Annotated in this window: 17 protein-coding genes and 1 tRNA gene; 2 read left to right on the forward strand and 16 right to left on the reverse strand. The window is 70.3% G+C overall.

Going from position 1 to position 20,104, the window contains the following annotated elements; genetic code table 11:
- Nucleotides 1-142 precede the first annotated feature (142 nt).
- The 3 genes from WQO_RS12520 to WQO_RS12530 are packed head-to-tail and all read right to left on the reverse strand — an operon-like array spanning nt 143 to nt 2,276.
- Nucleotides 143-532, reverse strand: coding sequence for a type II toxin-antitoxin system death-on-curing family toxin (locus tag WQO_RS12520; protein WP_010062096.1), 390 nt, complete (start codon nt 530-532; stop codon nt 143-145).
- Nucleotides 529-729, reverse strand: coding sequence for a ribbon-helix-helix protein, CopG family (locus tag WQO_RS12525; RefSeq protein ID WP_010062097.1), 201 nt, complete (start codon nt 727-729; stop codon nt 529-531). The genes WQO_RS12520 and WQO_RS12525 overlap by 4 nt, the downstream gene beginning before the upstream one ends.
- Nucleotides 730-770: 41 nt before the next feature.
- The gene (locus tag WQO_RS12530) at nt 771-2,276 is read right to left on the reverse strand and encodes an MFS transporter (RefSeq protein WP_058953968.1); all 1,506 of its coding nucleotides are present in this window, start codon (nt 2,274-2,276) and stop codon (nt 771-773) included.
- Nucleotides 2,277-2,479: 203 nt separating this feature from the next.
- Here WQO_RS12530 and WQO_RS12535 point away from each other — a divergent pair.
- A tRNA-Cys gene (locus tag WQO_RS12535) sits at nt 2,480-2,554 on the forward strand.
- A gap of 74 nt (nt 2,555-2,628) precedes the next feature.
- Here WQO_RS12535 and WQO_RS12540 read toward each other — a convergent pair.
- The 13 genes from WQO_RS12540 to WQO_RS12600 all read right to left on the reverse strand — a co-directional run bounded on the left by WQO_RS12540 (nt 2,629) and on the right by WQO_RS12600 (nt 18,464).
- On the reverse strand, nt 2,629-3,399 hold the full coding sequence (locus tag WQO_RS12540; protein ID WP_010062100.1) for a hypothetical protein: 771 nt from the start codon (nt 3,397-3,399) through the stop codon (nt 2,629-2,631).
- A 64-nt stretch (nt 3,400-3,463) separates the two neighbouring features.
- The gene (locus WQO_RS36760; protein ID WP_237274122.1) at nt 3,464-3,622 is read right to left on the reverse strand and encodes a hypothetical protein; all 159 of its coding nucleotides are present in this window, start codon (nt 3,620-3,622) and stop codon (nt 3,464-3,466) included.
- A gap of 544 nt (nt 3,623-4,166) precedes the next feature.
- Nucleotides 4,167-6,512: a VHS/ENTH/ANTH domain-containing protein gene (locus WQO_RS12550; protein WP_010062102.1), complete on the reverse strand. Its 2,346-nt coding sequence runs from the start codon at nt 6,510-6,512 to the stop codon at nt 4,167-4,169.
- Nucleotides 6,513-6,531: 19 nt separating this feature from the next.
- Nucleotides 6,532-6,951: a hypothetical protein gene (locus WQO_RS12555; RefSeq protein ID WP_029182441.1), complete on the reverse strand. Its 420-nt coding sequence runs from the start codon at nt 6,949-6,951 to the stop codon at nt 6,532-6,534.
- A 269-nt stretch (nt 6,952-7,220) separates the two neighbouring features.
- Nucleotides 7,221-9,584, reverse strand: coding sequence for a xanthine dehydrogenase family protein molybdopterin-binding subunit (locus WQO_RS12560; RefSeq protein ID WP_010062105.1), 2,364 nt, complete (start codon nt 9,582-9,584; stop codon nt 7,221-7,223).
- Between the two features lie 76 nt (nt 9,585-9,660).
- The gene (locus WQO_RS12565) at nt 9,661-11,259 is read right to left on the reverse strand and encodes a (2Fe-2S)-binding protein (protein WP_010062107.1); all 1,599 of its coding nucleotides are present in this window, start codon (nt 11,257-11,259) and stop codon (nt 9,661-9,663) included.
- The gene (locus tag WQO_RS12570) at nt 11,256-12,152 is read right to left on the reverse strand and encodes an FAD binding domain-containing protein (RefSeq protein ID WP_010062108.1); all 897 of its coding nucleotides are present in this window, start codon (nt 12,150-12,152) and stop codon (nt 11,256-11,258) included. The genes WQO_RS12565 and WQO_RS12570 overlap by 4 nt, the downstream gene beginning before the upstream one ends.
- A 327-nt stretch (nt 12,153-12,479) precedes the next feature.
- The gene (locus tag WQO_RS12575; RefSeq protein ID WP_010062109.1) at nt 12,480-14,192 is read right to left on the reverse strand and encodes a beta-N-acetylhexosaminidase; all 1,713 of its coding nucleotides are present in this window, start codon (nt 14,190-14,192) and stop codon (nt 12,480-12,482) included.
- 4 nt (nt 14,193-14,196) lie between these two features.
- Nucleotides 14,197-15,045: a carbohydrate ABC transporter permease gene (locus tag WQO_RS12580; protein WP_010062110.1), complete on the reverse strand. Its 849-nt coding sequence runs from the start codon at nt 15,043-15,045 to the stop codon at nt 14,197-14,199.
- On the reverse strand, nt 15,042-16,028 hold the full coding sequence (locus tag WQO_RS12585; protein WP_010062111.1) for a carbohydrate ABC transporter permease: 987 nt from the start codon (nt 16,026-16,028) through the stop codon (nt 15,042-15,044). The genes WQO_RS12580 and WQO_RS12585 overlap by 4 nt, the downstream gene beginning before the upstream one ends.
- Nucleotides 16,029-16,030: 2 nt before the next feature.
- Complete coding sequence (locus WQO_RS12590; RefSeq protein WP_058953969.1) at nt 16,031-17,335, reverse strand: extracellular solute-binding protein; 1,305 nt, start codon at nt 17,333-17,335, stop codon at nt 16,031-16,033.
- 241 nt (nt 17,336-17,576) lie between these two features.
- Nucleotides 17,577-17,873, reverse strand: a complete 297-nt coding sequence (locus WQO_RS12595) for a DUF3039 domain-containing protein (RefSeq protein ID WP_006124925.1) — start codon at nt 17,871-17,873, stop codon at nt 17,577-17,579.
- Between the two features lie 30 nt (nt 17,874-17,903).
- A complete protein-coding gene (locus WQO_RS12600) occupies nt 17,904-18,464 on the reverse strand; it encodes a YqgE/AlgH family protein (RefSeq protein WP_010062117.1) in 561 nt (186 codons plus the stop codon).
- A gap of 287 nt (nt 18,465-18,751) precedes the next feature.
- Here WQO_RS12600 and murA point away from each other — a divergent pair, with 287 nt between their 5' ends.
- Nucleotides 18,752-20,092, forward strand: a complete 1,341-nt coding sequence (gene murA / locus WQO_RS12605; protein WP_006124927.1) for a UDP-N-acetylglucosamine 1-carboxyvinyltransferase — start codon at nt 18,752-18,754, stop codon at nt 20,090-20,092.
- Nucleotides 20,093-20,104 lie beyond the last annotated feature (12 nt).

Consider the following 20,104-nt stretch of genomic DNA (forward strand, 5'->3'; position numbering starts at 1 on the left):
GGCTCTCGGGTACGTGGGGCGCTGCCCGTACCGCACCCGTCCCGAAGGACCCGGCCCGCGATACGACAACCGGGCCACCTTACCGGGGGCCCGGTGGAAACCCGGTACGAACGAGCCGCGCCGGGGCCCGAGGAGACGGTGCTCACATCGCGTCGACGACCAGGTTCCGCAACCCCTGGGAGATCAGCTTGATCTCGTCCGTATCACCTGTGGCGACGTCGATCACCAGCCGTTCCGCCGCGTCGATGTCCGGGCGCAGGTCGACACCGTTCATGGCCAGGAACGTGACGCAGGAGAGCCAAGCCGTCCTCTTGTTGCCGTCGAAGAGGGGGTGGTTGACCGCCAGGGACTGGAGAAGCGCCGCCGCCTTGTCGATCAGATCGGGATAGGCCTCCTCGCCGAACATGGCGGCGGACGGGCGATGGGCAGCCGACTCCAGCAAGCCGACGTCCCGGACGACGATCTGCATGTCGTCGCAGGCATACCCGGCGATCACGAGGATGTCTTCGGAGCTCAGATAGACACAGCTCACTTCAACCGCTCCATCAGCTCGCTCCACTTGGCCGCCTGCTCCTTCGCCGTCTTGCGGACGATGGCCTGCTGCGCGGTTCGGGCGAGATAGTCGTCCACAGCCTGCAGCAGTATGGCGTGCATGCTGATGCCCTCCTGCTCGGCGCGCTGCTTGAGGGCTTCGGTCTGGTCATCGCGGAGACGCAGGTTCATAGCCATACCGAAACAGTACCACCGGGTGGGGCCAGAGTGGTACCGCCCTATTCCTCCCGTACGAGAACCCTTGTCGCCACCCACACCCCCACCAGCGCCACCCCCGCCATCGGCAGGAACACCGCCGCGAACGCGCCCGGGTGCGAGCCCGTGGACCCCGCCTGCACCGCCCCGTGCGCGGCCGCGCCCACCGCCCCGCCGCCCAGCGCCGCGAAGGCCGCGCCGCCGGAGGCCAGGAGCAGCACGTTGGAGAGGCCGTCGGAGATCTGGAGGGCGGCGGAGTTGGAGCCCGCCTCCTCGGGGGCCGACAGCTTCAGGAGCAGCACACTGGTGGAGGCGATCACCATGCCCATCCCGAAGCAGCCGAAGGCCCAGGCGACGGCGACGATCCAGACGGGGACCCCCTCGATCAGCACGGTGGGCGCCACGGCGATCGAGGCGGCGACGAGCAGCATGCCGGTCACCATCAGCCGCTCGCGGTGCGCCTCCATGCGCGGCCGGGACTGGACGAACGAACCGAGCGCCCAGGTCGCCCCGCCCACGGCCAGCGACAGCCCGGCCATCGTCGGGGACAGTCCGCGCTGGGTGACCAGCATCAGCGGTACGAAGGACTCGGCCGCGATGAACGACCCGGCGGCGATCCCGCGCAGCAGGACCACCGAGGGCAGCCCGCGCGCGGCCCGTACGGTCCCGGTGGGCAGCAGTCCGCGGACGGCGGGCACGAGCAGGGCGACACCGACGGCGGCGGGCAGGAGCGCGAGCCAGTTCAGCTCCTGCCCCGCGTACTGGAGCAGCCCCGCCCCGGCCGAGATCCCGAGGGCCAGCCGGATGCGGCGGCGGTCGTACGGCTCGGTGGCGGCGGCCGGGTCGGCGGGCCCGGAGGCGGTACGGCGGATCGCCGGGAGGGCCAGGGCGAGCGGGATCACGATGAGGACGGGGATGCCGACGAAGACCCAGCGCCACCCGAGCTGTTCGGTCACCGTCCCGGAGGCGAGCGGTCCGACGACGGAGGGGATCACCCAGCTCGCGGCGAAGGCGGCCAGGATCGCGGGCCGGATGTGCTCGGGGTAGGCCCGCCCGATGACGACGTACAGCGCGACGATCACCAGTCCGCCGCCGAGCCCCTGGACGGCCCGGCCCGCGATGAAGACCCACATGCTGGTGGCCGCCCCGGAGAGCAGCAGCCCGACGCCGAACGCGGTGATCCCGGTGGCGAGCGGCTGGAGCGGCCCGCGCCGGTCGGCCCACTGCCCGGAGAGGACCATGGCGAAGAGGCTGGTGGTGAAGTACGCGGAGAAGGCGAACGCGTAGAGGGGGATCCCGTTCAGCTCGCGGGCGGCGACCGGCATCGCCGTACCGACCGCCGTGGCCTCGAACGCGATGAGGAACACCACGGACACGATGCCGATGCTGAGCGCCCGGTAGGTGCGCCCGAGGACCCCTTCCACGGCCGCGGCGGGAAGACCGGACAGCGGGTCCGGGGAGGGGGCGTCGGTCGCGGGCGGCGCGAGGTGTGCGGCATCGGTGCCGTCACGGGGTTCGAGGGCGGTCATGAGGTCAGCGTAAGGGGCATGGGCCGGTTTGAACCCTGTCGATGTACGGTCCCGGGCTCGGCCCTTGGTCGTAGGTCCAGGGCCCGGCTGTGAACGGCGTATGGCAGTCGCGTTGCACGGCGGCCGGATTCCTTGAGGCGGCGGACGGGGACCCGTACTGTCGAGGACAGAAGAAGACAGAACAGCGGAAGAGCACCACCCCCGACCGTGTGCCCGAGAGGCTCAGGGGCTCGACTGCAACTCGAGTTACACCGGTTCGAATCCGGTCACGGTCTCCAAAACGCGGAAGGGGCCGCCCCACGACAGGGGCGGCCCCTTCCGCTTCCGCGTGCGCGGCGGCCCGCCCGGCCGGTCAGCCGTTCTTGAGCGCCTTCATGACATCCCGCATGTCATTGATCAGATGCCCCTGGTAGGCGAGGGTCTCGGGCTCCTCCGGCGCGTCCGGCATCTCCTCCACGCTTCCGCCTTCGCTCTCGTTGTAGGACAGCGAGGCGGAGAGAGCGAGCGTCACGACGGCACCGCCTTCCACCACGTTCAGGCGCAGGGAGTTGTCGTCCATGATCAGCAGATACGCCTGATCCCCGAGGTCCGGCACCCTCTCCACCCGATCCACGGACGTACCGTCCATGTCCGTCACGGTGCTGCTCGCCTCGAACTCGGGCCGGGGATCGGTCTCCTTGTGCAGCTCGGCCGTGAGGGAGGCCTGATAGCCCTTGTACCAGCCCGCCCCTTCCCCGCCGTCCCGCTCCCCGAGTTCCGACTCCGGGAAGTCGACGGTGCATCGGATGCGGTGGAGGGCGGGATGCTCGATTCCGTCCAGTTCGGTGGTCGTCTCGGACTCCGGCTTGCCCAGTGCCCTGGCGAGCTCCTTCAGCTCCATCGCCGCACAGGAACCGGACTCCACGCGGTAGCCACGGGAGTCCGGCTTTCCGTCGCCGCCGATCCCGTAACCGAAGACGGCCGCAGCCCACACGGCCGACGCCGTCAGCGCCCCGGCGACACCCCAGAGCGCCCCGTGCCGCCGCCGGCCGGAGGGAGCCCCCTGCTCCGCATCGAACCCGCTCACCACGTCCGCGGACGAGCCCGGCTCGTCCTCCCCCACCAACTCCGGCTCGGATATCACGCCGGCACCTCCCCCTGGTCAACGGCCACGGTACCGGCCGGACTTCTCGCCGCGGCACCGCACGTCACACGGGGTCGAGTGCCGGCCGGGGCTCCAGCCCTCCGTCGTTCTCGCAGCGCAGTTCCTTGGCCAGGGCCAGGGCGAAGGAATGAGCCACGGTCGCGTAGGCGTCCTTCAGCTCCTCCGGGTCGCCCTCGGGATCCGTGGGTGACCAGCGTTCCACGGCGAGCCTGATGTGAGTCGGTTCGGGACCAGGCAACTTCTCGCTCCGGCAGGCGAACCGGATAATCCCGGCGTTCGGGGCGGCCAAAGCCTGCTCCCCCATCGGGAGCACCGTGAACTCCGGAGCGGGTTCACTCTCCGATGGGCCCCAGGTCAGATCCCAGGTGACCTCCAACCGATCGTTCGGGACGGAGTCAATCGCGTACACGTGGCAGATATCCCCGCCATCAGCGGCGGGGGAAGCGTATGCATCACCCAAAGAACGTGCGGCGTGTGCAACGGTGTCCTCCGGCCCCGACGGCTCGAACCGCGACGACCCTGTGATCACGTTCAACGCCTTGCCCGCCTCGGCCGAGATCGCGTCGCCGCCGCAAAGCCGTGTACCCCTCACGGCCCTGTCATCCCGCTTCGCAGCGCCGCCCCCCTCGGTGCAGCCAACGACTCCGAGTGCCAGTGAGCCGACCAGTGATACGACGACGACTCCACGGCTCGCCTTCCTTCGACCGATCACCATATTCCTCGTTCTGCTCGCCCGACCACGGGTCTCAGCCAGTTTCCGGAGCATTACCCTGCTGCTTCTGACGGGCGTTCCCGGTGGAATACCCGACGCTCATCGATTCCTTAAGATCCCGCCCGAAAACACTATCGGGACCCACTCCATGGTGGTGCATGAATTCTTCCATGGGCGACTCGGCCATATTCTCACCAGCGGAATATATCTTCCGCTTCTCGGTCTGTACGAGTTCCTCGACCTTCTCCTTGTGCTTGTCAACTGAGTTATCAGAGACGTCGCCGATCGCCTGTCCGATGACCTGCTCGAGAGCACCGCTTGCAGTGTCGGTGGCCAACGGGATGAGGACGGCGGCCGCACCCACGGCCGCCGTCGCAGGCAGGAAGGCGACGCCCGCTGCCACGCCCGCGATCGCACCGAACTCGACCCAGCCCGCTCGCTTGGCCACCGCTTTCTCGTAGTCCTCATGAACTTTGAGATTCGTAGCCTCTACCTGGTCGGCCCTCGACTGGTCGAGCATGCCCTGAACCTCGGCCCCTGTATACACAGCCGCACGCGCTGCGCCTTGGCCGATCTGCCCATCACGGCCCACATGTGCTTCCAACACACTGCGGGTGTAGACCTCCTCCGCCGTGGAGACGGTCGCGTAGGCGTCCGGATGCTGGCCGAGTGCGCTCAGAAAACCCCGGACGATGTTGCGGCCGTTGCCTTCCTTGGTGTCCGCGAAGTCGAGATGCGCTTCACGGTTCGAACCCGGGGCGAAGATACTTTTCGCATTATTCTCATTCAGCGCCCAGTTGATGTCATCGATATATCCCGCGCCCATGACGCCCATGCTGTCCGCCAAACCCTCCTGGTGCTTGAGCAGGCCCGCATCCGCCCCGTACTTCTCCATGACCTTCTGCATGACCGCGGCATTGTCGGCGTCCTGCTTCACACTCGCGTCCGGCTCGCCCGCCGGGTAGCCCAGCGTCGCCGCCTCCAGGGCATGCCCCAGCGCGTCCGGCATGTACTGGAGAGTGGGTCCCAGCTTGTCCGGGTCGGTGGAGTTGGAGTCCGGGAACGACTCCCACTTCTCGTTTCCGAAGAAATCGAGGTAGTTGTCAATGGCTTCGCCATCCTGCTTGCCGAGGTCGGCCGTGGCGCCCCGGTTGACCGTGCCGTCCTCGTTGTAGGCCGTCGGGTCATCGGTGAAGAACTTCTTCGCCGCGTCCGGACTGTTCCCCAGCGCCTCCAGCATGGCGGTGGTCGGGTCATAGCCGGACCCGTTCTTCCCCGAGGGGTTGTACGGGTTGTCCAGAAATCCGTTCACCTGCTTGTTGCCGGCGAACCGGTAGGGATCCTGCTGGTGCAATTGCGCCACGTGCTCGGCGATCGGGTTGAGGAACTTCGCGTCATAGTTCCCGTACCGCATGATGCCGCCGAGCAGTTGGTAGCCGTACGGGCCGCCACCGTTGTCGTACTTGGACAACGGGATCTGCTGGGTGCCCATCTTGCGGAGCTCCGGCCCCCACTCCGCGGTGAACGCCTTGTCGTGCGAGGCGGTGGCCAGGTTGAGGCCGAGATTGCGCTGGAGCGCCTGGACGTCCGCCAGGCGCTCCTTGTCGACCTTGCTGTAGTCGTTCGTGTCCGTGGCAAGCTGGCCGAAGAAGGCGAGCGCCTTCTCCGGGCCGAGCTTCTCGTAGAAGTTCTTCGCGAACTCCACCGATGTGCCGTTGTCGCGCAGCAACTCGTTCAGCGCCTGGAGTTCCGCGTGTGTGAGGTCGCGGCCCTTGTTTGCCAGGGCCACGGCTCGGGCCGCCTCTTCCTGGTCGAACTTGGTGTACTTCGGGGCGCTGAAGTCCTTGCGGTCGGTGACGTTGGCCTCAAGGGAGTTCTTGAAGGTCACATCGGTGTCGTTGCAGTTTTCGACGATGGCGTCGATCTTCTTCTGCCACGACGCGATGTTCTCCCTCTCCTGCTGGAGGTACTTGCTGAAGTCGGGGTCGTGACGCGCCGCGTTGTTCTCGGAGATCGGGGAACGCGCCGTGACCTTTCCTCTGCCGTCCACCGAGATCCCGGCGGCCGGCCCCTCGTGGTCCCGGATGTTGACGAGGTCGTCCTTGGCCTTCTTGAAGGCCGCGTACCCCTCTTCGAGCAGCGTCTTCACGCCCTTGGCCTCGGCTGCGGCGTCCGCGAACTCCTTGACGGTCTTGCCGACGAACGCCTTGGTGACCCCCGCGTTGAGGCCTTCCCAGCTCGCCTTGTTCGCCTTCGCCTTCATTCCGTCCGACGCGTGATCGGCGAGCCTGTCCAGCTTCGTCGCCATTTCCGACCAGTCGTCGGCCGCCGCCTTGAGCTTCCCCAACGGGGCTTCGACGATGTCCTCGTAACTCAGCATGTGCGCGCTCCCCCGAGCCCTACTTCATGTATTCCGACAGCTTGGAGATCGACGTCAGATCTCCACCGATCTTCACGTCGTCCTTCGCATGCTGCGCCTTGGTGTAATCCAGGTGGTTCGAAATGTGCGCGCAGGAATCCAGCAGCGTCCTGAGGTGCTTCTGCCAGAAGTCGTGCACCTTCAGAACCGCCGAGCCGCTCGCGAAGTTGCCGTTGGTGAGCGCGATCGCCGCCGCGAAGGTGGTCGGGCGGGCGTGGTCACCGTCCTTCGACAGTCTCGTCCTGAGCTCGTAGGCGTCATTCCCGATAGCTCCGAGATCGTCCCGGTTCACCACCAGGTCCGGCGCACCGCCACCCTCGGCCGGAGCACTGTTGATCTGCATGGCGCTTCGCTGAGCCGCAGCCGAACGCAGTTCGGCCCATTCCTTCTCGAATGTCACGAATTCCCTCAGGTCTCATCCGTGCGGATTGCCTTCGCGGCAACGATACCGTTGGGGGAACAACGCGGACGAGCAAGGTCCACGCTTCTTGCCGGTCATGAATTCAACGAAGAGGCACTGGGCAGGGAAATGCCCTTTGTCGCCCCCCCTCCTACCGATTACCGCAGATTTCTGGGCTCACGTACGAAGTCTCGGCCGGGCGCAGGCTCCAGCGGCGACGCCCCCTGCTGAGCGCCGAACGCCGAGCGGGGCCGTCGCCGGGCACCACCTCAGCCCTTCGGCGCCGTCGCCACCGCCGCCTGCGGCCTGATCGGCAGGCGGTTCACCGGGCGGCCCGTCGCCGAGCGGACCGCTGAGGCCACCGCGGCCGGGGCCGTGACGACCGGGACGGCCGACGCGGGCTTCGCGCCGAAGGGGGCCACCACGTCGCGTTCCTCGACCAGTTTGACGATGCGGATGTCGGGGGCGTCCAGGGCCGTCGGGAGCGCGTAGCCCGTCAGGTCGGGGTGGCGGATCAGGCCCTTCGCGGTGCGGAGGTTCTCCGTGAGGGCCGCGCCGATGCCCTGGGTGATGCCCGCCTCGATGCGGATCGCCAGCTGGGCCGGGTTCAGGACGCGGCCGACGTCCTGGGCGACCGCCATCTCGACCACGCGGATCGAGCCGAGTTCGATGTCGACGTCGACCACCGCCCGTACCGCGCAGAACGCGAGGCCGACGAACGCGTCGCCCTGGCCCGCCTCGTCCAGCGGTTCCGTGGGGTGGGGGCGGCACTGCGCGGTGGCCCAGAGTTCCTTGCCGTCCATCGCCTCCATGACAGTGGTGGAGAGCACCCCGTCGTACGAGGTGATCTTGCCGTCGGCAATCTGGAGCAGCTCCGTGGACATGCCGAACTTGTGGGCCAGGGGCTGGAGGAGCTGGGTGCGCACCATCTTCGCCGCCCGTTCCACCGCCCCGCCGGAGACCCAGGTGTGGCGGCCGTGGGTGGCCGGGCCCGCGGGGGGCTGGTCGGTGTCCACCGCCGCCACGTGGACCTCTTCGACGCCCAGGGTCTCCTGGACGATCTGGCGGGCGAGGGTGGTGAAGCCCTGGCCTGTCTCGACCGCCGCGCAGATCACGGTGGCCACGCCGTCGTGGACCCTGACCGTGGCCGTCGAGACCTCGTCCGTGCCTTCGGCGCCGAGCATGTGGACCATGCCCAGGCCGTAGCCTACGCCCCGTCGCACCGCCCCCGGCTCCCCCGCGCCCTCGGGGCCGCCCGGCAGCAGCCAGTCGTCCTCCGGGGCGTCCTTGGGGAGGGCGGGGAGGGGGAAGTCGCGTACGGCCTGGAGCAGTTCGGCGACCGGGGCCGGGCAGGTCACCGTCTGGCCCGTGGGCAGGATGTCGCCCGTGGACAGGGTGTTGCGCAGGCGCAGTTCGGCCGGGTCGATGCCCAGCTTCGCGGCCAGCTTGTCCATCTGGCCCTCGTACGCCGCGCAGACCTGCATCGCGCCCTCGCCGCGCACATGGCCCGAGGGCGGGTTGTTCGTCCGGACCGCCCAGCCCTCGATGAAGGCGTGCGGAACGACGTACGGGCCGCAGGCGAACGCCACGGCGGCGGCCAGGGATTCGGAGGAGGCGTCGGCGTACGCGCCCGCGTCCAGGAGGATCTGGGCCTCCACCTTGACCAGCCGGCCCTCCGCGTCCGCGTGGTGGCGGTAGCGCAGGAGGGTGGGGTGGCGGTGGGTGTGGCCGAGGAAGGACTCCTCGCGGCTCGCGGCCAGCTTCACCGGGCAGCCGGTGCGCAGCGCCAGCAGGCCCAGCGGGATCTGGAAGCCCGGGTCCTCGCGGTCGCCGGTCGCACCGGGCACCCCGGTCACGACGACCTTGACCCGGTCCGGCTCCAGGCCGAAGCAGGCCGCGATCAGGTCGCGGTCGGTGTGCGGGTCGGTGGAGGCGGTGTAGATCTCGACGCCGCCGTCGGGCCTCGGCACGGCGAGGCCGGCCTCCGCGCCGATCGGGGCCGGGTCCTGGCGGCCGATGCGGTACAGGCCCTCGACGACGACCTCGCCGGCCGCCTCCGCGTCGCCGTAGCGCAGCGGGATGTGGCGGATCAGGTTGCCGTCGGGGTGCAGCGGCTCCGCCGCGAACGCCTTCTCCGGGTCCGTGACCGGCTCCAGCACCTCGTACCGCACGGCGATGGCGGCGGCGGCCAGCCGAGCCGTGTCCGGGTGGTCCGCGGCGACCGCGGCGATCGCCTCGCCGTGGTGGCGGACCAGGTCGGAGGCGAACACCGGGCGGTCCACCACGTGGCGGCCGTAGTTGCTCTCCCCCGGCACGTCCTCGTGCGTGACGACCGCCCGCACCCCGGGCATCTCCTCGGCGCCCGAGGTGTCGATGGACAGGATCCGCGCGTGCGGGTGCGGGGAGCGCAGCACGGCCGCCCACAGCAGTCCCTCGGCCCAGAGATCGGCGGCGTACGGAAAGGTGCCCTCGGTCTTCGCCCGGGTGTCGGCGGCGGGGAGCGACGACCCGAGACCGATCCGGGGCTGCTCCAGGTCCTGGTCAGGGCCGCTGCCGGGGCCGCCGCTCAGCGCGTCGATCCTGGGCAGGCTGGTGCTGGTCGCGTTGGCCGCGGTGGCCGCGTCGCTGCTCACGCCGCCTCCTTGTCGATCACGTGGTGCTGCCGGTGTCGCGTGTGCCGATGCTGTACGGCGGGGCCGCGGGCGTACCTCACAGCGCCTCTCCCTCGTGCGGGTGGGGGCCCTGCTGCACGCCGCCGGCGCCCGGCTCGGCCTGGTGCGGGATGCGTGCCTCGTCCGGGGCCGCCGTGGCCGCCGCCTCGGCGTTCGCCTCGCGGGCCGCGACGACGTCCGCCACCGCGTCGAGCACGCCCCGGTAGCCGGAACAGCGGCAGAGGTTGCCGCAGAGCGCCGCGCGGGTCTCCAGCTCGGTGGGGGCGTGGTTGCCCTCCAGCAGGTCGTGGACGGTCATCGCCATGCCGGGGATGCAGAAGCCGCACTGGACGGCTCCGCAGGCGGACAGGGCGCGCTGGACGTCGGACGGTTCGCCGTCGACCGCCAGGCCCTCGACCGTCCGCACCTCGCTGCCCGCCGCCGTGGCCGCGGGGACCAGGCAGGAGGCGACCAGCCGGCCGTCGACCTGGACGTTGCACGCGCCGCACTCGCCCTGCGAGCAGCCGTCCTTGGCCCCGGCCAGACCGAGGCGCTCGCGGAGCACGTAGAGCAGGGACTCGCCGATCCAGGCGTCGCTGACCGGGCGGTCCACGCCGTTCACATGGAGCAGGTAGGACGCGGCGGGGTGCTCGCTCGGCACGTCGGGGAGGGCGGGGGCCTCGTCGGCCGGGGCGGGGAAGTCGGTGGCGGTGAGGGCGGGGAGGTCGGTGGCGGTGGGTTCGGTTGCGGTGAGGGCGGTGTCCGCTCCAGCCTCCGTCGCTGCCTCCGCCTCCGCGTTCGGTTCCGCTTCCTCCTCCGGGAGCGCTTCCGCTTCGCCCGCCTCGGGCGCGATCGCTTCGGCTTCCGGCTCGGCTTCGGGTGGTGCCGCCGGGGACTCCGCCGCCGGTTCCGGTTCCGGGGTCTCCTCCGGCGCCGGCACGGGAGCGGCCTCCGGCTCCGGTGTCGCCCAGGGGGCGGGCGCGCCGCCGGGCAGCGTGGCCGGGCGGGCGCTGTCCGCGTACCACTGCGGGGTGTGCGCCGAGGCCAGGAACTCGCCCGATTCGTCCGGGAGATCCCCGTCCGCGACCGGGATCGTCCACTGGCCCGTGTGGCCGGAGTGACCCGTGTGGGCCGGGGCATCGGGCTCCCCCGCCGCCTCCGGGGCCGGTGCCGTGTCCCCCAGGGCCTCGGTGAAGTTCCACTGGGCCGTGGCGTGGGAGGTGTCCTGGTACGGGCCCTGGTAGCCGCTGTCCACACCGCCCTGCCGGTTCGGGTCAGGCCACTGGATCGCCCCGGCCTCCTGCGCGGCGGCCTCGTACGCGGCGGCGGCCTCCTGGGCGCGCTGCTCGGCCTGCGCCTGCTGGGTCTGCGTCTGGATCACCCAGCTGCCCGTCGCCGCCGGGTCCAGACCGGCGGCCGGGGTCAGCGGAACGATCATCGGCGGGACGTACCCGTGACCGGGCGCGGCCAGCGGGATGTTCGCCAGGTCCTCCGGCGGCAGGTGGACGAAGGCGGTGGCGTCGGCCGCGGTGGCGTCGGCGTCGAAGCCGTCGCCCTGCGGGGTCGGCTCCCAGCCGCCGTAACGGGGGTCCGGGTCCTCGGAGTGCCCCTGTCCCTGCTGCCCGTACCGCTGGTCGGGGTTTTCCTCAGTGCTCACGACAGTGCCCTCCCCAGCGCGCGTCGGGCGAGCGCGGCGACGGTGCGCCGCAGATGCAGGACGGCCGGGGACAGCGGCGGGGCCTCTGCTCCGTCGGCCGGCGGTGCGTGGTCCGGGATGCAGGCGGCGGCGACGTACTCGCCGAAGGCGGCCAGCGCGTCGGGGGCCACGCCCCGCTCGCCGTCCCAGTCGATCAGCGAGGCGATCCACCGCTCCGCCTCCAGCGGGCGCAGCGGCATCGGGGCGATGGCGCCGACGGCGCAGCGCACGCCCCGGCGGGCCGGGTCCAGGACGATGGCGACCGAGGCGGTGGCGCGGCCGGGGCCGGTGCGCCCGGTGGCCTTCAGGAAGACCTGCGGGGCGTGCAGCAGCGGTACGCGGACGAAGCCGATGAGCTCCGCGGGCTCCAGCAGTTCGCGGCCGGCCAGCAGATGGGAGACGGGGATCTCGCGGCGGGCGCCCTCGGGGCCCGCGATGACGAGCTCTGCCTCCAGCGCGGCCAGCACCGGCAGGGCGTCGCCGGTGGGCGCGGAGGTGACGATGTTGCCGCCGAGCGTTCCGGCGTTACGGATCTGGGGCGGGCCGGCGGCGCGGGCGGAGGCGGCGAGGGCGGGGATGAGGGCGGCGAAGTCCGGGCGTCCCATCCGGGCGTGGGTGAGTCCGGCGCCCAGGAGGGCGTGGCCGTCCTGGTAGTGCCAGCCGCGCAGCTCGCTGATCCGGCCGAGGCCGACCAGTCCCGAGGGGCGCAACAGCCCTTTGTTGACGGCTGCCATCAGGTCCGTGCCCCCGGCAACCGGAACGGCTGCGGGCATGGCGCCGAGAGCCGCCACGGCCTCGTCCAACGAGGTCGGCAGCGTCACCGACTGCATCGCCTGCGGTGCGTGCGTGGTCAACCCAGCTGCCCCTTCCCGGTGTCCCGGCGCTCTGGCCTGTTCCGCCGTACGGTACGTGTTCACAGCCCGGACGTGGCAACTCTGGCACATCTTCCGATCGGACCGGAGCGAGGGTCCGCGAAGGACGGTTCCGTCCCTGACCTGCGGGATGTTCCGGTTTCGCATGTCTTCGGCGGGGAAGGTGAATTGCCACTCTTCAGCGAGGCTTGTACGACTTATGCCGTTCGTTCCCTCGCGCTGTCCCGCGCCGGCGGGCGGGCTGTCCCGGACGCGCGCCGGCCGCAGCGGTCCCGGAGGACGGCTGCGGCCGACGGAGGCCCTGAGGGATCACACCACCGGAGGCTCCCCTTCCAGCGGGCGGCCGAGGATGCCGGGGCGCTGCTGGCGGGGGTACGGGCCGCCCGGCGGGCGGTAGTCGACGCCGAGGGCGTCGAGGCGGGCGTAGTGGGCTGCCCGCATCCGGGCGTCGAAGGCGTCGAAGTCCCGGTCGGCCGGGGCGGGCAGGGCGGACCAGGCGACCTCGGCGAACGCGGCGAGGCGCGGGAAGACCTGGTAGTCGACGCGGGCCCGGTTCTGCATGACCTCGGTCCACACGTTGGCCTGGGTGCCCAGGATGTGACGGGCCGCCTCCTCGCTCAGGCCCGGCGGGACGGGCTCGAAGCGGTAGACGTTCTCCAGGGTCCGTACGTACCCGATGGGCATCGGCTCGTCGGGGCCGCCGTCCTGACGGTGGTCCAGATACACCTGCTGCTCGGGACACATGACGACGTCGTGCCCGGCCTCGGCGGCCGCGATGCCGCCGCCGTAACCGCGCCAGGAGGAGACGGCGGCCCCCTCGGCGAGGCCGCCCTCCAGGATCTCGTCCCAGCCGATGAGGCGGCGGCCCCGGGCGGTGAGCCAGGCGTCGAAGTGGCGGATGAACCAGGACTGGAGGCCGTCCTCGTCCTTCACGCCGAGTTCGGCGATCCGGGCCTGGGCGAGCGGGGACTCCTTCCACTGGTCCTTGGGGCACTCGTCGCCGCCCATGTGGACGAAGGGCGAGGTCTCGGCGGGGAAGAGCTCCAGCACCTCCTGCAGGACGCCTTCGAAGAAGCGGAGGGTGTCGTCGGTGGGGGCGAGGACGTTCGGGTTGACGCCCCAGGTGTCCCAGACGGAGAGGGCGGCGGTGTCGACGACGTCGGTGTTGCCCAGCTCGGGGTAGGCGCTGATCGCGGCCTGCGAGTGGCCCGGGATGTCGATCTCGGGGACGACCCGGATGTGCCGCTCGGCGGCGTAGGCGACGATCTCGCGGATGTCCTCCTGGGTGTAGAAGCCGCCGTAGGGGGTCTCGTCCCACAGCTCGGAGGCGCGGTGGCCGTATTTGGTGCGCGAGCGCCAGGAGCCGACCTCGGTGAGGCGCGGGTAGCGCTTGATCTCGATGCGCCAGCCCTGGTCGTCGGTGAGGTGGAAGTGGAAGACGTTCAGTTTGTGGGCGGCCAGCAGGTCCAGGTAGCGCAGGACGTCGTCCTTGGGCAGGAAGTGCCGGCAGACGTCGAGCATCATGCCGCGCCAGCCGAAGCGGGGTTCGTCCTCGACGACGACCGGCGGGACCTCCCAGGTGCGGCCGGGGGCGAGGGGGGCGCGGCGGAAGGCGTCCGGGCCGAGGAGCTGCCGGAGGGTCTGGGCGCCCCGGAAGACGCCGGCCGCCGTGCCGCCCGTGAGGCGTACGGCGTTCGCCTCGACGGCCAGGCGGTAGCCCTCGGGGGCGAGCGAGTCGTCGAGCTCCAGCACGATGCCCTGCCCGGTGGAGCCCCGCCCGGAGCCGTCGCCCGCGCTCGTGCCGGTGCCGTCGCCCTCGGGCAGGGGCAGTCCGGTGGGCGGGCCGAGCGTGGCGCGCAGCCAGCGGGCGACTCCCTCGGTGCCCGGTCCGGCGGTCAGCGGGGTCCGGTAGCCGAGCGGGTAGGGCCCGGCGGCGGCCGCGGTCAGGGTGCGCGGGGCCGGGATCAGGCCGAGGGCCGAGGCGTCCACGGTGCCCGGGGAGGGGGAGTTCTCGGGTGTCATGACGTCAGTCCTTAACCGCTCCGCCCAGTCCGGAGACGAGGCGTCGCTGTACGAGTACGAAGAAGACCAGTACGGGGATGGTCATCACCGTCGAGGCTGCCATGATCCCTCCCCAGTCGTTCTCGTCCGGCTTGAAGAAGACCAGCAGCGCCATCGGCAGCGTCGACTGGGAGGTGTCGCTGATGATGAACGACTTCGCGAACAGGAAGTCGTTCCAGGTGGTGATGAAGGAGAAGACGCTGGTGGCGACCAGGCCCGGGAAGACCAGCGGGAAGAGGATCTGCCACAGGAACCGCGTACGGCTGGCCCCGTCGATGTAGGCGGCCTCCTCCAGCGCCTCGGGGACGGCCTTGACGAAGCCGCGCAGCATCCAGATGGCGAACGGCAGCGAGAAGGCGAGGTGGGGCAGGATCAGCGAGCCGAGCGTGTTCAGCTGGCCGAAGTCCCGCATGAGGAAGAACAGCGGGATGGTCAGCGCCTCCACCGGCACCATCTGCGCGACCAGGAACATGATCAGCAGCGTGGTGCGGAACTTGAAGCGGAAGCGGGTCACGGCGGTGGCGGCCAGGAAGGCGACCAGCGCGGAGAGGATGACGACGGTGCCCGCCACCAGCAGGCTGTTGAGGAAGTAGCGGCCGAAGTCCTGCTGTTCGAAGACCCGGCGGAACGAGTCGAGCGAGGGGGCCAGCGTCCAGGGGCGGGCGTCGGTGGACTGGATCTCCCCGGCCGGTTTGAAGGCGGAGAGCACCATCCAGTACAGCGGGAAGGCGACCGCGACGGCGATCAGCAGGGCGGCGGCCTCGGCCATCAGCCTGCCGGGCCGCTTGACGCGCAGAAGCGTGCGTGCGCTCACAGTTCCTCCCCCTGGCGGCGTACGAGACGCAGATAGACGAGCGTGACGGCCAGCAGGATCACCAGCATCACGACACCGATCGCCGATCCGAGGCTGTACTGCGAGGACGCGAACGCCTTCTGGTACGCGTACACGTTGAGCACCAGGTTCTGGCCGGCGATGCCGCCGCCGTTGGTCATGACGTAGATCTGGGTGAAGACCTTGAAGTCCCAGATGATCGACTGGATGGTGACGACGATCAGGATGGGCTTGAGCATCGGCGCCATGATGGTGCGCCAGATCCGCCACTGCGACGCGCCGTCCAGCGAGGCGGCCTCCAGCACCTCGGTGGGGATGGCCCGGATGCCCGCGTAGACGGTGACCATCACGAACGGGAAAGAGCACCACAGGACTTCGAGCAGGACGAGCGCGAAGGCGCTGTAGCGGCCGTACGTCCAGGAGAAGTCGCCGAGTCCGAGCACCTTGTTGACCGGCCCGAAGTCGGGGTCGAAGAGGAAGACCCAGACGGTGGAGCCGGTGATCGCGGGGGTCGCCCAGGCGCCGAGCGCGGCCATCATCAGCGCGAGCCGGGGCAGGGCGCGGATGCGGGTGAGCAGGACGGCGAGCGCGCAGCCGACGACCAGGGTGGAGACCACGCAGGCCGCGGCGAAGAGCACGGTGGCGAGGAGGACCTGCCAGAACTGGCTGTCGTTGAAGAGCGTGGCGTAGTTGCCGAACCCCTGGAAGGTGGTGGGTTCGCCGCCGCTGACCTGGGCCTGGGTGTACTCCAGGAACGAGATCAGGCCGAGCTGGTAGATCGGGTAGACCAGCAGTCCGGCGAGCAGGACGAGGGCGGGCAGCAGGTAGAGCCAGGGGGTCCAGCCGGAGTGCCCCTTGGGGGACACGGACCGGCCGCGCCGGGGCGGGCGGGCGGCCGGGGTGGCGTCGGCCGCCCCGGTCCCGCCCGCGGGCGGGACCTTGAGCGGAGAGGTGTGCGTGGTCATCGTCAGCCGGCTTCGGTGAAGGCCGCGTCCATCTTCTTCGCCGCGTCGTCCGAGGCCTTCGCCACGTCCTTACGGCCGGAGACGATCTCCTGGAACATCGTCGGCAGGATCAGCGAGGCGTCGATCTGGCCCCAGGCGGGCGAGGCGGGGACGAACTTGGCGCCCGAGCCGAGGGTCTCGACGAACGGGGCGACGAAGGGCTCCTTCTTCGCGGCGTTGTCCAGCACGTCGGTGTAGGTGGGCAGGAAGCCCATCGCGTCGAACATCTGGGCCTGGGTCTTCTTGCCGGACAGCGACTTCATCAGGTCGACGGCGAGGGTGCGGTGCGAACTGCTCTTGAGGACACCGAGATTGTTGCCGCCCGCGAAGGCCGGGGCGATGGAGTTCTCCGCGACGCCGGGCAGCGGGACGACGGCGTACTTGCCCTTGACGGCGCCCGCCTCGACGGCCGCGTGGCTGAAGTCGCCGCCGATGGCCATGGCGGCCTTGCCGGACGCGAAGGCGGTCACGGTGGCGTTGCCGCCCATGGAGGCGCACTTGGCGGCCGGACAGTTGTCGTCGCCGAAGAGGGAGGTGTACGCCTCGATGCCCTTGCGGGACTTCTCGCTGTTGATGCCGGAGGTGAACTTCCCGCCGGTCTCGCCCGCGAGTTCGCCGCCGTTGGCCCAGATGAAGGGCATCGCGCCGTAGGTATACGCGCCGCCGACCGCGAGACCGTAGAGGTCGGGCTTCGCCTTGCGGATCTTCTTGGCGGTGGAGACCAGTTCGGCCTGGGACTTGGGGGGATCGATGCCGAGGTCCTTGAAGACGTCGGTGCGGTAGTAGAGGGCCCGGACGCCGACGAAGAAGGGCGCACCGTAGACCTTGCCGTCCACGGTGACGGACTGCTTGGCGATCGGGTCGGTGTCCTTGGCCTCGTCCCAGGCGCCGAACTCCTCGGTGACGTCGGCGAGTCCGCCGTCCTTGACGTATCCGGCGGTGTCGCTGTTGCCGTACTCGATGAGGTCCGGGGCGCTCTCGGGGTCGTTGAACGCCGCCTTGATGCGCTGCGCCCGGGTGTCGACGGGTATGTACTCGACCTCGACCTCGGCACCCTTGTGGGTCTTCTCGAAGTCGGCGACGGCCGCGTCGACGACCTCCTCCTTGGGCTTGTTGCCGACCTCCTGGAAGAGCCAGACACGGAGCGTGCCGCTCTTGTCGTCACCCTTCGCACTGGTGTCGGAGGTCTGCGGCGCACAGGCGGTGGCGGTGAGGCCGGCCAGCACAAGCGCCGCGACTGGGGCGGCAATTCGGGCAGAAAGCTTCATCCGGAACCCCTACCGGTCAATCGTTGCACCATGTGCAACGTGCGTTTCGTTCTGCACAACTGGCAGGAGAGTAGGCCTGCGTTCCGGAGACGACAAGTGGTCTCGACCACTCTGTGACCAGCGGATGCAGCCCGTGCAACGCGACCGAACCGTCACCTTCCGTGAGCGGACACGGAGAAGGCCCCCGGGGCGTGCGGTGTCGCACGCCCCGGGGGCCTTCAGCAGGAGTCGGGGGCCGGACCTACTTCTTGTCCTTGCCGCCGCCCTTGCCCTTGTCCTTGTCGCCGCCGGCGCCCATGGACTCGTAGATCTCCTTGCACATGGGACAGACCGGGTACTTCTTGGGGTCGCGCCCCGGCACCCAGACCTTTCCGCACAGCGCGACCACGGGAGTGCCCTCCAGGGCGCTCGCCATGATCTTGTCCTTCTGGACGTAGTGGGCGTAGCGCTCGTGGTCGCCGTCGCCCCTCGACACCTGCGGCGTCGGCTCGACGAGGGTCCCCGTACCTGCCCCGCGATCGGGCTCAAGAGTGCTCATAACCGCCAAGGGTACTGAAAGAGACGGGGATCAGTTGAGCGAAGGGTCGTCCGGATACGTGGCGATCATCGCGAGCTCGCTGCGCTGGCGGCGGAGCACCGCGCGCCAGAGCTGTTCCGGGCGCGGGGACGAGACGTCGCCGGGCTCGGACTCGACCACGTACCACGCGCCCTCGCTCAGCTCGCCCTCCAGCTGACCGGGGCCCCAGCCCGCGTACCCGGCGAAGATCCGCAGCGAGCCGAGGGCGGGGCCGAGCAGCTCCGGCGGGGTCTCCAGATCGACCAGGCCGATCGCCCCGTGCACCCGCCGCCAGCCGAGCGGGCCCTCGTCGCCGGGGATCACCGCCACCCCGAGCGCGGAGTCGAGCGAGACCGGGCCGCCCTGGAAGACCACGTCCGGTTCACCGGTCAGGGCGGCCCAGGACGCGAGGATGTCGCCGACGCCCACCGGGGTCGGGCGGTTGAGGACCACGCCGAGGGAGCCCTCCTCGTCGTGGTCGAGGAGCAGCACCACCGCGCGGTCGAAATTCGGGTCCGTCAGGGCGGGTGCGGCCACGAGCAGTCGCCCTGTGAGCGAGGACACCTCGGTCATGGCACGAATGATCCCGCATCTTCGCCCGCCGCGGGGGCCGAGTGCCCGTGATGCCGCCCTCAGGAGACCGAGCGCAGCTCAGGGCGCACGGAGGCACGGGGAGCGCACCGTCCGGCGGGGACGCTGTGGGCCATCCGGACGGTAACCCTCCGCAAGATCGGGTGCGCGGAGGGTGTTGTGGCGGATTCATGACGTTCGTACACCCCCCTTCGCCTTACGGAACGGGGGTAGGAGGCCATTACCCTTTTCGTTGGCCCCCTGCCCGACCACTCCGGAACGCGAGATACATGACCGGCACAGACGATGTCCTGCTTGTCCACGGCGGCACCCCGCTGGAGGGCGAGATCCGCGTCCGAGGCGCCAAGAACCTGGTGCCGAAGGCCATGGTCGCCGCGCTGCTCGGCAGCGGGCCCAGCCGCCTCCGCAACGTTCCCGACATCCGTGACGTACGGGTGGTCCGGGGACTCCTCCAGCTGCACGGCGTCACCGTCCGCCCCGGCGACGAGCCGGGCGAACTGATCCTCGACCCCTCGCACGTCGAGTCGGCGAACGTCGCCGACATCGATGCCCACGCGGGTTCGTCGCGCATCCCGATCCTGTTCTGCGGCCCCCTGCTGCACCGCCTCGGCCACGCCTTCATCCCGGGCCTGGGCGGCTGCGACATCGGCGGCCGGCCGATCGACTTCCACTTCGAGGTGCTGCGCCAGTTCGGCGCGACCATCGAGAAGCGGGCCGACGGCCAGTACCTGGAGGCCCCGCAGCGGCTGCGCGGCACCAAGATCCGGCTGCCGTACCCCTCGGTGGGCTCCACCGAGCAGGTGCTGCTCACCGCCGTCCTCGCCGAGGGCGTCACCGAGCTGTCCAACGCGGCCGTCGAGCCGGAGATCGAGGACCTCATCTGCGTGCTGCAGAAGATGGGCGCGATCATCTCCATGGACACCGACCGGACCATCCGGATCACCGGTGTCGACAAGCTCGACGGTTACACCCACCGGGCGATCCCGGACCGCCTGGAGGCGGCCTCCTGGGCGTCGGCGGCGCTGGCGACCGAGGGCAACATCTACGTGCGCGGCGCCCAGCAGCGCTCGATGATGACCTTCCTCAACACCTACCGCAAGGTCGGCGGCGCCTTCGAGATCGACGACGAGGGCATCCGCTTCTGGCACCCGGGCGGCGCGCTCAACGCCATCGCGCTGGAGACGGACGTGCACCCCGGCTTCCAGACCGACTGGCAGCAGCCGCTGGTGGTGGCGCTGACGCAGGCCGCGGGCCTGTCGATCGTCCACGAGACGGTGTACGAGTCGCGGCTCGGCTTCACCTCCGCGCTCAACCAGATGGGTGCGCACATCCAGCTCTACCGCGAGTGCCTGGGCGGTTCGGACTGCCGCTTCGGCCAGCGCAACTTCCTGCACTCGGCGGTCGTCTCCGGACCGACGAAGCTGCAGGGCGCGGACCTGGTCATCCCGGACCTCCGGGGCGGCTTCTCGTACCTGATCGCGGCGCTGGCGGCGCAGGGCACCTCCCGGGTGCACGGCATCGACCTGATCAACCGCGGTTACGAGAACTTCATGGAGAAGCTGGAGAAGCTCGGCGCGAAGGTGGAGCTGCCGGGCGGTTCCCTGGTCTGACCCCGCTCAGTG

This window comes from Streptomyces globisporus C-1027, from assembly GCF_000261345.2.
GTDB lineage: Bacteria > Actinomycetota > Actinomycetes > Streptomycetales > Streptomycetaceae > Streptomyces > Streptomyces pakalii.

Bases quoted from the DNA above. Each gene is read 5' to 3' on its own strand.
- WQO_RS12575 (WP_010062109.1), bottom strand. From the start codon at position 14,192: ATGACACCCGAGAACTCCCCCTCCCCGGGCACCGTGGACGCCTCGGCC.
- WQO_RS12525 (WP_010062097.1), bottom strand. From the start codon at position 729: ATGGCTATGAACCTGCGTCTCCGCGATGACCAGACCGAAGCCCTCAAG.
- WQO_RS12530 (WP_058953968.1), bottom strand. From the start codon at position 2,276: ATGACCGCCCTCGAACCCCGTGACGGCACCGATGCCGCACACCTCGCG.
- WQO_RS12585 (WP_010062111.1), bottom strand. From the start codon at position 16,028: ATGACCACGCACACCTCTCCGCTCAAGGTCCCGCCCGCGGGCGGGACC.
- WQO_RS12550 (WP_010062102.1), bottom strand. From the start codon at position 6,512: ATGCTGAGTTACGAGGACATCGTCGAAGCCCCGTTGGGGAAGCTCAAG.
- murA (WP_006124927.1), top strand. From the start codon at position 18,752: ATGACCGGCACAGACGATGTCCTGCTTGTCCACGGCGGCACCCCGCTG.
- WQO_RS12590 (WP_058953969.1), bottom strand. From the start codon at position 17,335: ATGAAGCTTTCTGCCCGAATTGCCGCCCCAGTCGCGGCGCTTGTGCTG.
- WQO_RS12600 (WP_010062117.1), bottom strand. From the start codon at position 18,464: ATGACCGAGGTGTCCTCGCTCACAGGGCGACTGCTCGTGGCCGCACCC.
- WQO_RS12595 (WP_006124925.1), bottom strand. From the start codon at position 17,873: ATGAGCACTCTTGAGCCCGATCGCGGGGCAGGTACGGGGACCCTCGTC.